At 59.0% G+C, this 14819-nt stretch carries 16 protein-coding genes and 1 pseudogene; 7 read left to right on the plus strand and 10 right to left on the minus strand.

The genetic code is table 11. The features are described 5' to 3' along the window. Position 1: 1 nt before the first annotated feature. Positions 2-421 carry an ester cyclase gene (locus ACMXYI_RS17465; protein ID WP_008154664.1) on the minus strand — a complete coding sequence of 140 codons (420 nt, stop codon included), beginning with the start codon at positions 419-421 and terminating at the stop codon, positions 2-4. Between the two features lie 117 nt (positions 422-538). Between ACMXYI_RS17465 and ACMXYI_RS17470 the strand changes: the two genes are divergently transcribed. Then, positions 539-1462, plus strand: coding sequence for a LysR family transcriptional regulator (locus ACMXYI_RS17470; protein WP_415768290.1), 924 nt, complete (start codon positions 539-541; stop codon positions 1460-1462). A gap of 651 nt (positions 1463-2113) precedes the next feature. Here the strand turns inward: ACMXYI_RS17470 and ACMXYI_RS17475 are convergent. The 4 genes from ACMXYI_RS17475 to ACMXYI_RS17490 form a co-directional block, all read right to left on the minus strand. Further along, entirely contained in the window at positions 2114-3112 is a 999-nt protein-coding gene (locus ACMXYI_RS17475) for an NADP-dependent oxidoreductase (RefSeq protein ID WP_415768291.1), read from the minus strand. A 68-nt stretch (positions 3113-3180) separates the two neighbouring features. Beyond that, positions 3181-4050, minus strand: coding sequence for an alpha/beta fold hydrolase (locus tag ACMXYI_RS17480; RefSeq protein ID WP_415768292.1), 870 nt, complete (start codon positions 4048-4050; stop codon positions 3181-3183). 84 nt (positions 4051-4134) lie between these two features. After that, the gene (locus ACMXYI_RS17485) at positions 4135-4923 is read right to left on the minus strand and encodes an SDR family NAD(P)-dependent oxidoreductase (protein ID WP_415768294.1); all 789 of its coding nucleotides are present in this window, start codon (positions 4921-4923) and stop codon (positions 4135-4137) included. A gap of 53 nt (positions 4924-4976) precedes the next feature. Then, a complete protein-coding gene (locus ACMXYI_RS17490; RefSeq protein ID WP_415768295.1) occupies positions 4977-6077 on the minus strand; it encodes an alkene reductase in 1101 nt (366 codons plus the stop codon). Positions 6078-6226: 149 nt separating this feature from the next. Here ACMXYI_RS17490 and ACMXYI_RS17495 point away from each other — a divergent pair, with 149 nt between their 5' ends. After that, complete coding sequence (locus ACMXYI_RS17495; protein WP_415768296.1) at positions 6227-6814, plus strand: TetR/AcrR family transcriptional regulator; 588 nt, start codon at positions 6227-6229, stop codon at positions 6812-6814. 70 nt (positions 6815-6884) lie between these two features. Here ACMXYI_RS17495 and ACMXYI_RS17500 read toward each other — a convergent pair whose 3' ends face one another. Further along, positions 6885-7514, minus strand: a complete 630-nt coding sequence (locus ACMXYI_RS17500; protein ID WP_415768297.1) for a LysE family translocator — start codon at positions 7512-7514, stop codon at positions 6885-6887. A 113-nt stretch (positions 7515-7627) separates the two neighbouring features. Beyond that, entirely contained in the window at positions 7628-7870 is a 243-nt protein-coding gene (locus tag ACMXYI_RS17505; RefSeq protein ID WP_415768298.1) for a hypothetical protein, read from the minus strand. 207 nt (positions 7871-8077) lie between these two features. On the opposite strand from ACMXYI_RS17505, the gene ACMXYI_RS17510 reads away from it, so the two are divergent. Further along, entirely contained in the window at positions 8078-8419 is a 342-nt protein-coding gene (locus tag ACMXYI_RS17510; RefSeq protein ID WP_415768299.1) for a hypothetical protein, read from the plus strand. A 131-nt stretch (positions 8420-8550) separates the two neighbouring features. On the opposite strand, the pseudogene ACMXYI_RS17515 reads toward ACMXYI_RS17510, so the two are convergent. Both ACMXYI_RS17515 and ACMXYI_RS17520 read right to left on the minus strand, forming a co-directional pair. After that, positions 8551-8805, minus strand: a pseudogene (locus ACMXYI_RS17515) (GNAT family N-acetyltransferase); the annotation flags it as partial. 84 nt (positions 8806-8889) lie between these two features. Then, the gene (locus tag ACMXYI_RS17520) at positions 8890-9843 is read right to left on the minus strand and encodes a diiron oxygenase (protein WP_415768300.1); all 954 of its coding nucleotides are present in this window, start codon (positions 9841-9843) and stop codon (positions 8890-8892) included. 199 nt (positions 9844-10042) lie between these two features. Here ACMXYI_RS17520 and ACMXYI_RS17525 point away from each other — a divergent pair, with 199 nt between their 5' ends. The 3 genes from ACMXYI_RS17525 to yiaY all read left to right on the plus strand — a co-directional run bounded on the left by ACMXYI_RS17525 (position 10043) and on the right by yiaY (position 13417). Beyond that, the gene (locus ACMXYI_RS17525; RefSeq protein WP_415768301.1) at positions 10043-10999 is read left to right on the plus strand and encodes an AraC family transcriptional regulator; all 957 of its coding nucleotides are present in this window, start codon (positions 10043-10045) and stop codon (positions 10997-10999) included. 155 nt (positions 11000-11154) lie between these two features. Beyond that, positions 11155-11901, plus strand: a complete 747-nt coding sequence (locus ACMXYI_RS17530) for a tetratricopeptide repeat protein (protein ID WP_415768302.1) — start codon at positions 11155-11157, stop codon at positions 11899-11901. Positions 11902-12268: 367 nt separating this feature from the next. Continuing rightward, on the plus strand, positions 12269-13417 hold the full coding sequence (gene yiaY / locus ACMXYI_RS17535; RefSeq protein WP_140679976.1) for an L-threonine dehydrogenase: 1149 nt from the start codon (positions 12269-12271) through the stop codon (positions 13415-13417). 129 nt (positions 13418-13546) lie between these two features. Here yiaY and ACMXYI_RS17540 read toward each other — a convergent pair whose 3' ends face one another. After that, positions 13547-13909, minus strand: coding sequence for a winged helix-turn-helix transcriptional regulator (locus ACMXYI_RS17540; RefSeq protein ID WP_201180193.1), 363 nt, complete (start codon positions 13907-13909; stop codon positions 13547-13549). A 112-nt stretch (positions 13910-14021) separates the two neighbouring features. On the opposite strand from ACMXYI_RS17540, the gene ACMXYI_RS17545 reads away from it, so the two are divergent. Further along, the gene (locus ACMXYI_RS17545) at positions 14022-14756 is read left to right on the plus strand and encodes an SDR family NAD(P)-dependent oxidoreductase (protein ID WP_415768303.1); all 735 of its coding nucleotides are present in this window, start codon (positions 14022-14024) and stop codon (positions 14754-14756) included. Positions 14757-14819 lie beyond the last annotated feature (63 nt).

Consider the following 14819-nt stretch of genomic DNA (forward strand, 5'->3'; position numbering starts at 1 on the left):
CTCAACCCTCAGCTGGATAGGCTAACGGCATCAGCACCGCACTGTCGAAGAAGGCCTCTTCACGGATGGCCAGCCCATCTCTGAAGGTGAAGTGTGCGGCGTAGTACGCGGTAATATGGCGTCCATGAGGTGGAATCACCCGGCCTGGCAGCACCAAGGGTGCGGCGAATGTGCCGGTCAGGAAGGCAGTCAGCGCCAAACGATCGTTACCGACGGCGAATGGGCTGAAAATCACTTGGGCATCGGGGAGCGCTTCGAGCAATGCGATCTCTCGTTTGCGCATGGCTTCGCGACCGGTTTGTATCCCCATGCTATCGAGGTAGATGAAGTCTTCGCAAACCAGCGCAAGCATCGCCTCCACATCACGGCGATTGAAGGCACTGGCGGCGCGTTCCGCATAGTCGTTGGGGCCAGTAGTCATACAGTCCATTCCATTCGTTTTCGAAGGCTTGTAGATATACCTTTGAGGCCTCTCCCGAAAAACAGCGACTACTGCATAATGGATTTGCACATATGCAGACCAGGGAGGATATGAAGCATGGCGTTGCAAGCAAATTGGGACGATCTTCGTCTGTTGTTGGCAGTCTCGCGGCGTGGCAGCTTTCTTCAAGCTGGCCAGATGCTGGGTATTGCGGCGTCTACTGTGTCCCGCCGGTTGACCCAACTTGAGAGGGCCCTGGGCGAGCTACTCGTCGAGCGGGGCGTTGAAGGATGCTGGTTGACCTCGCGCGGCCAATCCCTCGTGGAAGTTGCCCTGGCGGCGGAGGCGGGCTTGAGGCGTCAAACCGTTGCTGGCATGTCCGGGCTACACACCGAGCTATTTGGCAGTGTCCTGGTCAGTGCAGGAGAGGGATTTTCGTCTTGCGTGCTGGAGGCTGCGAGTCGCTTCACCTCTCTTCACCCGCGTTGCTCGGTGGAGTTGATGGCAACAGCCGACTTTCACAAGATCGTCCGCGGCGTGGCCGACATTGCTGTACGCACAGCTCATCTAGGCGAACCGTCGCTGATTTATCGACCAATAGGCAGGCTCTCTTACGGTGTCTTCGCCGATGCAGGTTATCTGAAACGGTATCCAGAGGTGACTCCGGCCACTGCGGTCAATATTGCCTTGCTTCCTCCGCTGGACATGTTGCCGCAAATGCGTGCGGCAAAGGCCGCGGGTCTGGAACGCGCGCAGATCAGCGTGAACTCGTTCGCGGTTCAGCTCGAATCGGTGAGGCGAGGAATGGGTGTGGCAGTACTGCCCCGTATTCTGGCGAAGGACCTGATCGAGTTGTTCCCGGATCTCCAACTTCCAGATATGGAAGTCTATCTGGTGACCCGGCCTCAGGCATTGAAACAGGCTCACATTAAATGTTTTTTTGCCATCCTGGAGCAGGTGCTGCTCGAAGCCCTTTCCATAGAAAATGTGGAAGGTTACCTCTTGGGCGGCGACCTGAAATGGGTGCATGGAGAAAATTGACTGTCCAATGCGGCCGAATAGCTCGCCATTGCCGCGCTGCAAAACATCGTAGGCTGAAGCGCCGCAGTACCGGCCCGACGCGGTCTGCAATTCCTCCACGGCGTGCCAGCAAGCAGCGTTCGCCATCTCGTTCAGGTCGAACCGCTGGAGCTCATCGATCAACCCCTCGGTGACAAGGGCAGAGCTCATTTCGTGAAGGGGCTGTCGGTGGGCCTCGGGGTTCTGCATTCGAAAGTCGTGGTCGTCGAGGGTCGAGCGCCACTGCTGAAGTCTCAGCGCCTAGCCTGGTCTGAACGATTTAGCCAATCTGTTGCATCGACCGGTTGAATCCACAGCTGGAAGCGGTCAGTCGTAACGTCTGCTATAGGCCAGAACCATTCACCCGATACTTTCCCCTCTCAGATAGCGAGCTGGCATTAGCGATAGTCGGAGCTAGCCATGCTCGCACTCCTTTCATGCAACCGGTTTTCTACTGCTCAAGCATCAAACTGCGCCATAGGATCACAGGTGGTGCAACAGGCACAATGTCCCGTTGCTGCACTTCCTGTTTCTGCAACTCTAGCGTAGTCACCTCGCTCAGCCCGGATGATGACTGCTGGTGCGCTAAAAGTTGCTCGGCCTCTTCGGTCGACTCATCGATAGGCGGCGGAGTCATTTGATCGTAACAACGACTTTGCCCTTGGCTCGTCCCTGCTCGACGTACTTCAACGCCTCTGCCGTTGATTCAAAGGTGAAGGCGCGGTCAATCACAGGTTTGATGATTCCGGCCTCAACGAGCGCGGTGATTTGTTGCAGTTGGGCGCCATTGGCCCGCATGAACACGAACGCGTAGCTGACGTCCTGCTTGCGTGCCTTGCGCCGAATGCCGAGGCTCAGCAGGCGCATGACTTGCTGCAATGGCCAGGACAACCCTTGCTCCTGAGCGAACTGCGCAGTGGGTGGCCCTGAAATGGAAATGAGTTGCCCACCGGGTTTGAGGACCTTGAGTGACTTCTCCAGTACGTCGGCGCCGAGGCTGTTCAATACCACGTCGTAGTCGTGCAAGACGCTTTCAAAGTTCTGCTGTGTGTAGTCGATCACCAGGTCGGCCCCCAGCGCCTTCACCCATTCGACATTCGCGGTGCTGGTGGTGGTCGCGACAAAGGCACCGAGGTGTTTGGCGAGTTGGATGGCGACGGTGCCGACACCGCCGGAGCCAGCATGGATCAGCACTTTCTGGCCCTTTTTCAGTCGAGCGGTTTCGACCAGCACTTGCCAGGCGGTCAGTGCGACCAAGGGGAGGGACGCGGCTTGTGCCATGTTGGTGTTGGCAGGTTTCAGGGCGATCGCGTTTTCGTTCACGGCGATCAATTCGGCGAACGTCCCGATCCGCGCTTCGGACGGGCGAGCGTAGACTTCGTCTCCCGGTTTGAAGCGTTTTACTTGCGAACCGACCTCAAACACGACGCCGGCCAGATCATTGCCCAGCACCAGCGGAAACGAATAGGGCAGGATCAGCTTGAATTCGCCGTTGCTGATCTTCGAGTCCAGCACGTTGACGCTGCTGGCGTGCACCTCAATCAGGACGTCGTCGGCACCCACTGCGGGGGCGGGCACGTCGCCAATGCGCCCGGTGTTCTTGCCATAGCGATCAATTAAAAATGCCTTCATCGTGATGCAGCTCTTGTCGGTTGGAAGGAGGGTAGCCGGTGCGGTTGCGGTGTTGCTGCGCCGCGATGTCAGGCGTCGAGGAACGCCAGTGCCTTGGCCACAAAATCAACGTAGTGCTGGAAAATGCCGCCGTGGCCAGCATCTGCATAAATAATCAGTTGTGCGTGGGGGATGCGGTTGGCCAGCGCAATCGAGTTAACGCTGGGCACCATGATGTCGGTGTCGCCGTTGACGATCAGCGTCGGCATCCGCAAGCGCCCGAGGTCTTGGGGTGCCTGTTTGCCCCACGCGGTGATGGCTTTCAACTGCCGCAGAAAAGCGCTGGGCGACGGGCCTTTGTCGCGATTTTTTTTGCGTTCTTTCAGGCGTTGCAAATACTGCGAGGCGGCTCGGCGGCCATTGGGCGTCGAAGTGAAGAACAGGTAGAACTTGGGATCGCGCAGGGTCAGCAAGCCTTTGAGTATCAATGGCCACGACACCGAGCCGACCTTGTCGATACCGCTGCCACCGGCCGGCCCGGTGCCGGTGAGAATCAAACGGCGCACCAAGCCCGGCGCCTTCAGGGCGATGTCCTGAGCGACGAAGCCGCCGAGCGAAAAACCGAGCACGTCAACGGTCTCGAACCCCAGCTCATGTATCAGCTGGAGGGCATCGTCAGCCATTTCACCGACCGTCAGTGGCGCGATTGCGCCAGAGCCGCCAATGCCGCGATAGTCGGTGGCAATGACGCGTCGTGTTTGTGCCAGGCCATCGATGATCGCGGGGTCGAAGTTGTCCAGCACCGCACCCCAATGGTTGAACAGTACGAGGGGCACGCCGGTCCTGGGGCCGATGTCGCGATAGGCGAAGGGAATGCCGTTGACCCTGATCGACTGATTCGCTGCGTTGACGAATGACGTCTGCGAACCTGCGGGGTTAATTGTATTCGTGGGCGTCATGTCTACTCCGAACAGAGGGCCGCAGTCGATGCAGTGCCTTGGGCGCCTGCATCGAATCCCGTACGGGTGTTCGCTACAAAATGATCACTGTTGGGTCTGGTAGCGCTGGGCAACCGCAGACTGGCGGATTTGCTGCAGCAGACCCTGACGTGCGGTCTGCAGGTCATCCCAGCGTTCTGCTTCGTGCAGCGGCGGGATCGTCACCGGCTCACGACGATCGAAACCGACCAGTGCGGCATCCACCAGATCGCCCACTTCCATGATTTCGTTCAAGGTGTTGATGTCGACGCCGGAGCGATCCCATATTTCCGTGCGTGTGGCGGCCGGCAGCACGGCCTGTACGTACACGCCCAGGGGCGAAAGCTCCAGGCTCAGGCCTTGGGAAAGGAACAGCACAAATGCCTTGGTCGCACCGTAGACCGACATGCCGAACTCCGGCGCCAGGCCGACCACCGAACCGATGTTGATGATCGCGCCTTCGCCTGCTTTGGCCAGGCGTGGGGCGATGGCGCTGGCGAGCCGCACCAGCGCCGTGGTGTTGAGGGCGACCAGTTGCGCAACGCTGTCGGTGCTTTGGTTGATAAAGTTGCCGGACAGAGCAGCGCCGGCGTTATTGACGAGGATGCCGATACGGACGTCGTCGCGCAGGCGGCTTTCAACGGTTGTCAGATCGCCGAGTTGGGTCAGGTCCGCCTGAATGACATCGATGGCGACTTCGTGTTCGCTGCGCAACCGGGCGGCAAGTGCGTCCAGACGTGCCTGGTCGCGGGCGACCAGTACCAGATCGTGGCCGCGTTGCGCGAAGCGTTCGGCGTAGACGGCGCCAATGCCGGTGGAGGCGCCTGTGATAAGAACGGTAGGGCGAGTGCTCATGGGCTCATCTCTCTTTCAGGATGTGAGAAACAGAAAACGCGATCACTGATCGCTCAGCTTGCGGTGGCGCTCGATTCAGCCAGCGTCGGGTAGTCGATATAGCCTGTCGCACCGCCGCCATAGAGGGTGGCGGGATTGAAGGCGGATAACGGTGCGCCACGCTTGAGGCGCTCCACCAGATCCGGGTTGCCAATGAACGGGCGACCGAATGCGATCAGATCAGCCTGGTTGTCGGCGAGCCTTGCAGTCGCCAGGTCCAGGTCATAGCCGTTGTTGGCGATGTAGGTGTTTTTGAAGCGTTGGCGCAGTGCGCCGAAATCGAATGGCGCCACGTCGCGCGGGCCACCGGTTGCACCTTCGACCACGTGCAGATAGACGACGCCGAGGGCGTTGAGTTGATCGACGACGTGATCGAATTGCGCCTGCGGATCACTGCTGGAAACGCCATTGGCCGGCGACACCGGCGACAAGCGCACCCCGGTGCGATCCGCGCCGATTTCATTGATGACGGCCGCCGTCACTTCGAGCAACAGGCGCGCACGGTTTGCAATCGAGCCGCCGTAAGCGTCGGTGCGCAAGTTGGCGCCGTCCTTGAGGAATTGATCGAGCAAATAGCCGTTCGCGCCGTGAATCTCCACGCCATCGAACCCGGCGGCGATAGCGTTTAACGCGGCCTGGCGGAAATCGGAGACGATTCCCGGCAGTTCGCTGATGTCCAGCGCACGTGGCTCGGAGACGTCTTCAAAACGGTTGTTGACGAACACTTTGGTGGCGGCGCGCAGCGCAGAAGGGGCCACAGGAGCGGCGCCGTTTTCTTGCAGATCAACGTGTGACACGCGGCCGACATGCCACAGTTGCAGAAAGATTTTTCCGCCCTTGGCGTGGACGGCATCGGTCACTGTGCGCCAGCCATCTATTTGCGCCTGTGTGTAGATCCCGGGGGTGTCTTGATAACCCTGACCCTGTTGGGAAATCTGCGTGGCTTCGCTGATCACCAAACCTGCGCTGGCGCGTTGGCTGTAATAGGTGGCCGCGAACTCGCTTGGCACAAAGCCTTTACCTGCGCGGTTGCGCGTCAGCGGCGCGAGGACGACGCGGTTCGACAGCGTGAGGGCGCCAAGCGTGTAAGGGGTGAACAGATTCTGGTCGGTCATCTGGTATGTCTTCCGTGCCTGTTGGTGGAGGTCGGTGGTGTGTGCAATTAGGATGATGATCGAAATCTAAGCTGTCAACGGTTTTGATTATGACCAGCATCTATGTATCATTGGGCGCATGATTTCCCAGTGAACATGAGGTATTGCACGTGAGAGTGACCAAGGCCCAGGCGCAGGCCAATCGAGAGCACATCGTTGAAACGGCCTCTGAGCTGTTCCGTGAGCGCGGCTTTGACGGCGTCGGTGTGTCGGATCTCATGGCGGCCGCCGGCTTCACCCACGGAGGTTTCTACAAGCATTTCGGCTCGAAGGCCGACTTGATGGCCGAAGCCTCGGCCTGCAGTCTTGGCAAGTCGCTGGCAGGCGCCCAAGCGCTCGACGTTCCGGGATTCATCAACGCCTATGTGACGAGAGAACATCGGGACGGACGTGGCAGCGGTTGCACCATGGCCGCGTTGTGCGGCGACGCGGCGCGCCAATCGGACGATGTGAAAACGACGTTTGCCGAAGGGATCGAGCACACCCTGCAAACCCTGGGAGACAAATATCCGACAGGGCCGGATGCTGCGCCGGGTGAGGGGAGAAGGAAAATGATCGACCTGCTGTCTCGAGCTGTCGGCGCGATTATTTTATCGCGTGCCTGCCCGGATGATTCCGCGCTGGCGGATGAAATCCTCGAGGTGTGCGGCGCTGAAATGTTTGCTTCGTTGCCGGACGATGAAGGGACGGCGGTGTAGAAGGGCGGCTCATTCAAAGCGTTGTATTCGGTAGAACCTCTAGCTATTGAGCGATATCGATGCGGCTGCTTTAGCCTGTCCGGTTCAGCGCCAGCAAACGCGCCGCCAGCGCCGTCATGACGACAGCGAAGCCATACGCACCCAAGCGCCTGGAGATTATGCCTGCGCGCAAGTGCCCATGCAGCTGCCCGGCACAGACGCTGAGCAGGGAATGAAAGATCAAGGCGATCAGCGCAAGCAACACACCCAATACCATCAGTTGCAGGGTGACACTGCTGGCTCCCAATGTGACGAATTGCGGCAGGAATACCATGAAGAACAACAGTGCCTTGGGATTCAGCAGGCTGTTGAGGGTCGCCCGGATAAAGATTTTGCGCAGCGATGCCAATGCTGGTTGAGCGTCAGCATCCGCCGGCGGAGTACTCAATGCCTTCCACGCCAGCCACATCAGATAACAAGCCCCGGCCCACCGCAGCAAATCAAATGCCGGCGTCCAACTCATCACCAACGCACCGAGCCCCGCGCTAACCATGGCGGTCATCAGCACGTCGGCCAGGGTGATTCCCAATGCTGCGGCGAAACCGGCACGCCAGCCATGGGCAACGGCATGGCTGGTGACGATGGCCATGTTCGGACCAGGCACGATCAACAACAGCAGGGCGGCGACAGTGAACAGGTAAAGGTTGGTGGCGTCCGGCATAGCGCAGATTTCCCTGGATGAGAGACAAGGCTAACCGTAGTCGTTGGGTTGAAGCAGATACAGTGGGGATGGACTTGATAGCTATAGTCAGGTGTGTGGAGGGGAAGAGTCGGTCAGGACGAAAGCCACGTATTCACTACCCGCCGATCCAGTTCTTCCCAATCCGCCATGCCCAACACCCGCGTGGTATTCAACCCACGCAAATAACCGCGCAACTGATTGGCGGTGGTCCGCGCAAGCTCTGGGTCGGGCGCGTGTTCGCCCAACAATACGGTTTCGTACTGGACCAGGTACTCGGCTACCCGGTCACGAAAATCGGGCAGAACGGCGTCGCGGATCAAGTCAAAAGTTCTCAAGGAGCAATCCTCATCCATCTTTTCCAGTGGTGATTGAGTGTGTATCCGTGTGCGCGGCGCACAACTATTGCTAGAGGTAATAGTGACCATCATGAAACGCAAGTTCTACTTTGATGGCAATAGCCGGAAAATCCCCCTCCAACGACACACTACTCACGAAAATTCGGGTGATGTGATGAACGAACCTTTATTTTCAGGATGAGACCGATGCGTCTTTTATTTGTGCCTGCCCTGGCCATTGGCGCTTTGTTGCTCGCCGGTTGTGCCTCCGCGCCGAACGACCCGACCCTGACCTTACAGACCAGTAAGACCCCGGCCCAATACGCTGAGTGCGTCGTGCCGAAATTGCAGGGCAACGCGTTGAACCCGACCGTTTCGCAGACCCAGCGCAGCTACCGGATCGTGGTACCGAGCAAAGTCTCGGCGGACAACGTGCTGGAAGCCTACAAGGCCGGGAACGGCGGCAAGGTGTTCATCTACGAGCGGCACTTGCTGGTCTCGAACTTGTTGCCTTCAAGTTTTGAGCGCGCCGCACAGGAATGCATCTGACCCTGGCCCGTAAACGCTTTCTACAGAGCTCCTTTGGTTGGCCGCAACCAACCAGTTTTTTGCCCCGCACCGCATTCGGTAGCGGGGCTTTTTTTGTCTGGGTGACTCGTATCGACCCAACTTTCAATCATCTAAATTGAAAGGCCAAACCGATACTCCTGGTCAGTCCCTGCTTGCCGGGATACATGTTCGATCAGGAAGCCACAGCGCTTGAGGACTTTTGCCGAGCCGATATTTTCAGCGTACACGTTGGCAACCAGCTGTTTTAGGTTCCAACGCAACTGCGCCTGCTGAATCAGATGCTTCACCGCCAGCGTTGCCAGTCCTTGCCCGCAAGCACTTTGAGCAATCCGATAGCCGACTTCTGCCGACCGCGCGGAATCGTCATGGCTGCCATCCTCAATCAATCATTTTCCGCACGTCATCCCACCGTCGCGCGACCGACGCGCGGTCGGTCGCCCCCTTGTTGATCAATTGCCCATGATGGGTGCCAGTGCGGTCTGAATCCTGGACATCTGTGCTGGTGTTGTCATGCGCGTAAGCAGCAGGCCAAAGTGTGGATGCTGCACGCCCGAGATAATGTATTGCCAGCGGTAGGCGCTCAGCACGGAGGCTTTGATTTGCGCTGTCTCATCGACACTGAATGATCGTGAAACATTGCGAATAAAGTAGTCGGCATCGGATGCCGATTGTGCCTGCAGGATTGCGTCGACGGCCGCCACCAGCGCAATCAGATCGTTCACTGCCTGGTCGCGTTCGGCTGGCGAGAGTTTCGCGTGCTCTGCCTTCCACTCCAGTTCATCGAGTACGACGTGCCGGCTTTCATCCTTCCAGTGAAATTTGAAGACATCCTTGAAGAGTGGGCACAACTCCTCGCGCGGGGCGATGCTTTGCACGTAGTGCGTCTGAACAAACAGCTCGATATGACAGGTCAGCGCCAGTACCGACCAAGTGCTGGCCGCCAGTACCGCGCGCGCCACATCGTTTGGATCGGCAACTTGACGATATCCCGCTGGCAATTGCGTACCCATCATCGTCTCAATGCGCCGGAACAGCTCCTGATGCTTGATCTCGTCGTTGGAAAAGCGCACCAGCGCTTCGAGTGCAAGCAGATCGTCAAATACATGGGCCCGACCTTGATCGAGCATTTTGGCGCTGATAAAACGCTCGACCAGGCCAAAAATATACGCATAGGTTCGGCCCTGAATCTGGCTGAGCAGGCGCGCCTCGTCCGCGGCGAGAAAGGTCAGGCGGTCGATCTGCGATAGTCCGTCGGGCAAGAATTTGCGCGAGAAGTCGAAGCTGCGGTCCTGTAGCAAATCGCGATCGATCTGCCATTCCGCTTTCTTCGATGATCTGACGATTTGAGCGTAACGGGCGGCGTTGCCCGAATCTGAGCTGGGTAGGGTAGCGGCGGTGTTCATATTGATCTCCGGCTTCCGTGGTCGAGTTGGAATGGGCCAATTACGGTTAACGCGAGAGTCAATGACCATCGGTGAAGCGTCTGGGGATCGTCTCGATCACTGTGTCCGCGTTGGTGCTAATCTGGGCCTTGCAGTTCAGGCGGTGAATGACCAGTGCGCCTGATTACATGCTCCGGACTCCGGAAAGGAGGGCTGGCAATTGTTGGATGCGCTTTCTGATGTCTTGCGTGTGATTCGGCTGTCTGGAGGGGTCTTCCTCGAGGCGGAGTTCACTGCACCCTGGTGCGTCAGCGGAAGAATCTCTGCAGACGATTGCAAACCGTTCCTGGCGGCACCTCGACATATCATTGCGTCGCATTTTGTCGCGGCGGGGCACATGCAATTGCGAATCGACGATGGCGCCACCCTCGACGTACGGGCAGGCGAACTGATTCTGCTTCCTCGCAACGACGTTCATACTTTTGGCAGTGATCTAAGCATTGCACCCATGTCGGCGCGCGAAGTTATTCAGCCGCCGGAAGTCGGCGGCATTTCACGAATCAAGTACGGCGGGGGCGGCGAGGCCACACAGTTATTGTGCGGATTCCTCGGCTCTGAAACACCGTTCAGTCCGTTGCTTTCGTCGCTGCCATCCTTATTGAAGTTAGACGTGCGCGCGACGGCTTCGGGAGCCTGGATTGAAAGCTCATTCCGTTTCGCTGTCAGTGAGATCGCGGCGGGGCGCGTCGGCTCGACAACGGTCATCGCCAAGCTATCCGAATTGCTGTTCGTCGAAGCCGTCAGCCAGTATGTCGCGAACCTCCCGGCTGAGCGGCGCGGGTGGCTGGCGGGTTTGCGAGATCCGCATATCGGGCGCGCATTGGCGCTGCTCCATGCTCGTCCAACCGAGGGCTGGACGGCAGAAGCCCTGGCGCTTGAAGTGGGCATGTCGCGTTCGGTATTCGCGGAGCGATTCACGGCATTGGTCGGACAGCCACCGATGCAATACCTGACGCTCTGGCGTATGCACGTGGCGGCTCAACACCTGCGCGAAGGTCGCGGTAATGTGGCGCAAATCGGCTTTGCTGTTGGCTACGAATCCGAAGCTGCGTTCAGTCGCGCATTCAAACGCCAGTTCGGCACATCACCCGGCACCTGGCGCAGACAATCAGCATGAGAAGGCTGCGGATTTCACGCCATCGCAGTGGCCGTTGCAACGGGAACTTCAGGGTACTGGCCAGGTCAACAGGGGCCCTGTTTCGGCGATGCCGAGCAGCGCTGGTGGCCTGTTTTACGGCAGTGCCGTCCTAGATCAGCCGAGTCCGCCCCCTGATGCCAACCAAGAGTTTTCTGCCAGGTCTCATCCTGGCGTTCTGCGCCGTCGCGTCGCTTTGCTCGGTTGCTGCCGAGCGAAAGGCGCCATCGCAAAGTAACAGCGCATCAACCACGCTAATCGAAACCGCCTCGCGGCAGTATGAAAATGGCCAGTTGGACCAAGCCGCTGCCACGCTGGAGCGTGCCCTGCATATCCAGCCGAACAATCCCGCGACGCTGCATTACCTTGGTGTGTTGCGTCTTCAGCAGGGGCAGTACCAGCAGGCTGAAACGTTGGCGGCGCGCTCGAACATGCGGGTTGGTCCTAACGTCGAGTTACGCAACCGCAACTTCCAATTGATCCAGGCGGCGCAGCAGGCCAAGGCTTCGAGTACCACACCCAACGCCAAAGAGGACCTGGTCGCAGTACAGAAGGGGCTCGAAGAGGAGGCCAAAAGGCGCCGCGAAGCAGAAATGGCCGCTGCTGAACAAGCCGACACTGGCAACTTCGCTGGCGCAAAGGCAGAGAGCGTATCGGATTCACCGACGGCTGGCAGGCCACGGCCCGAAGGAGAATTGCCAGTGGCTTCCGTCGAGCCAGAGCCCGCGTACGATGAGGTTGAGATTCCCCGCGGCCATTGGCCGCCGCCGGGTAAATGCCGAATCTGGTTTCCTGATCGCCCGCCCGGGCATCAGCCCAAACCCGGCAAATGCAAGAAGCTGCGATATCGGGTTCCGTCAGGAGCCTACATGGTGCGCGGTTGAGTTTCTGAGTGTCCTTTTGGCCGGTCAAGTTAACTGACTGGCATTGGGGCAAGCCCGGCTCCCACAGGTCTCGCGCCGGACTTGTCGGCGCGCATTACCTCCCAGTACTAAAGGAGGTGCCAATGAAAGCTAAAGGACCATTCCAGTCTGGCGTCATAGGGTTAGGCTCAACCCCATGATCAAAAGATACCGGCTGCGATGGCCCATCCACCTCTGCATCTTAAAACACTGTTCGCCTGAACACTTGATGCAGCACGTCCTCCGCTGAACTTCGTCAATGATGACAATCAGACCCGCCTCACAGCCTGCGATATGAGTAGAAGACCTCACCGGATTTCCGGGTTTCCAGAATAAAAGAGGATTTATCATGAGCAGCACCTTCTTCATTCCATCCGTGAACATGATGGGCATTGGCAGTCTCGACGAAGCGATGCTCGCAATCCGCAAATATGGTTTCCGTAAAGCCTTGATCGTCACTGATGCAGGTCTGGCCAAAGCCGGCGTGGCCGCCAAGGTAGCCAGCCTTCTGGCCCAGCAGGACATCAACTCCACCCTGTTTGATGGCGCCAAACCGAATCCGACGGTCAGTAATGTCGAGAAAGGCCTCGAGCTGCTTGGTCGTAGCGATTGTGATTTCATTATTTCCCTGGGCGGCGGTTCACCCCATGACTGCGCCAAGGGCATTGCCCTGTGCGCCGCCAACGGCGGGCACATCAGTGATTACGAAGGCGTGGATCAATCCGCCAAGCCACAGATGCCGTTGATCGCGATCAATACCACCGCCGGAACGGCGAGTGAAATGACCCGTTTCTGCATCATTACCGACGAAGTCCGGCACGTGAAAATGGCCATCGTCGACCGTAACGTCACCCCATTGTTGTCGGTCAACGATCCTTCGCTGATGGCAGGCATGCCCAAAGGCCTGACGGCCGCAACCGGCATGGACGCGCTGACCCACGCTATCGAAGCCTACGTGTCGACTGCGGCAACGCCGATCACCGATGCCTGTGCACTCAAGGCCGTGGAATTGATCTCGGCCAACCTGCGCACTGCCGTTGCCCAGGGTGACGACATGACCGCCCGGGAAAATATGGCCTACGCGCAATTTCTTGCCGGCATGGCCTTCAACAATGCATCGCTGGGCTATGTCCACGCCATGGCGCACCAACTGGGTGGGTTCTACGACCTGCCCCACGGTGTTTGTAATGCGATCCTGCTGCCCCATGTCGCCAGCTTCAACGCCAGCGTATGCCCGGCCCGGTTTAAAGACATCGCCAACGCAATGGGGGTCGACACCCAGCATCTGGATGCGGAAAAAGGTGCCGCTGCAGCCATCACCGCCATCCGCAAACTGTCTTCGGATGTCGGTATTCCGAGCGGCCTCGCCGAGCTGGGCGCCAAGGCCGACGATATCCCGATCCTGGCAACCAATGCCATGAAGGATGCCTGCGGCTTTACCAATCCGCGTCCTGCCAATCAGGACGAGATCGAGCAGATTTTCCATACCGCGATGTAACCGATGTGAAGTGACGCCAGCCAGATCAAAAGCCCCGCCTTCGGTTGAAGTGCGGGGCTTTTTTTGGTTCTTCACGGGTTACTCGACTTTGAACCCCGGCAAGCCCTGTAGCTCACCATTCCTTGAGCGCTAGGGCAAAGTGTCGCGCTTGGCGAAGATGCTTGCCATTTCCGCCGCGTTCTCGGTTCCCCAGGTGCACAGCGGGATGATCGCGTCAGCCAGGCTGCGACCGAGCGGGGTCAGCGCGTAGTCCACGCGCGGCGGCACTTCCTTGTAGTCGGTCCGCGCCAGCACGTGATCGGCTTCCAAATCCTTCAATTGCTGGATCAGCACCTTGTCGCTGACGCCTTGGACCAAGCGCTTGAGTTCGCCGTAGCGCTTCGGGCCGTCGCGCAGGAAAAACAGGACCAGCGGTTTCCACTTGCCCGAGATGATGCGCAGCGTGGCGTTGAGCCCGCAGCCGGTGCCGCAGATTTCAGAAGTCGTCGTCATTTTTTGATACTTACCTAAAAGTGCATACTTGTCGTTAGGTTATTAGGCCCGCATCCTTGGCCTCAAGCAAGCAGTTCCCTGCTTCCGTACACGCCAAGGAAAAATGAACGTCATGACCAGACTGAATGGAAAAACCGCCGTGATCACCGGCGGCGCTACGGGCATCGGCCTCGCCGCTGCAAAACGCTTCATCGAGGAGGGCGCCTTCGTCTTCATCTTCGGCCGCCGGCAGGAAGTGCTCGACGCAGCTGTGGCCGACCTCGGGCCCAATGCTCGCGCAGTGAAGGGCTCGGTCTCGGATGAGGCCGACCTCGACCGACTCTACGCGGCGGTGAAGGCCGAGCGCGGAACCCTCGACATCGTTTTCGCCAATGCCGGGGCGGGAGGCCCGCTTCCGCTCGGCAAGCTCACTGCCGAGCACATTGACGAAACCTTCGACACCAATGTGAAGGGTACGATCTTCACTGTTCAGAAGGCGCTGCCGCTGATGGGCCAGGGCGGTTCGATCATCCTGACCGGATCGAGCGCCGGCACCACGGGCGCCCCGGCATTCAGCGTCTACAGCGCGAGCAAGGCGGCAGTGCGCAACCTCGCGCGGACTTGGGCGGAGGACCTGAAGGGCACCGGCATCCGGGTAAACGTGCTGTCGCCCGGGCCGACGGCGACCGAACTCGCGAAGGCAGCGCTGGGCGAGGAGGGCATGAAGGTCTTCGCCTCGATGAATCCGCTCCAGCGCATGGCCGATCCGGCGGAGATCGGAGCGGTGGCTGCCTTTCTCGCGTCGCAGGACAGCAGCTTCATGACCGCCAGCGAGGTCGCCGTCGACGGCGGCCTAGCGCAAATCTGACGCGCTACGCCCTACGGCGCTCCATTAGATCGTCAGGAGCGCCGTAGGGCTCGGTAAACCCCA

It is taken from the genome of Pseudomonas lyxosi, from assembly GCF_047758685.1.
In the GTDB taxonomy this organism is placed as follows: Bacteria; Pseudomonadota; Gammaproteobacteria; order Pseudomonadales; family Pseudomonadaceae; genus Aquipseudomonas; species Aquipseudomonas lyxosi.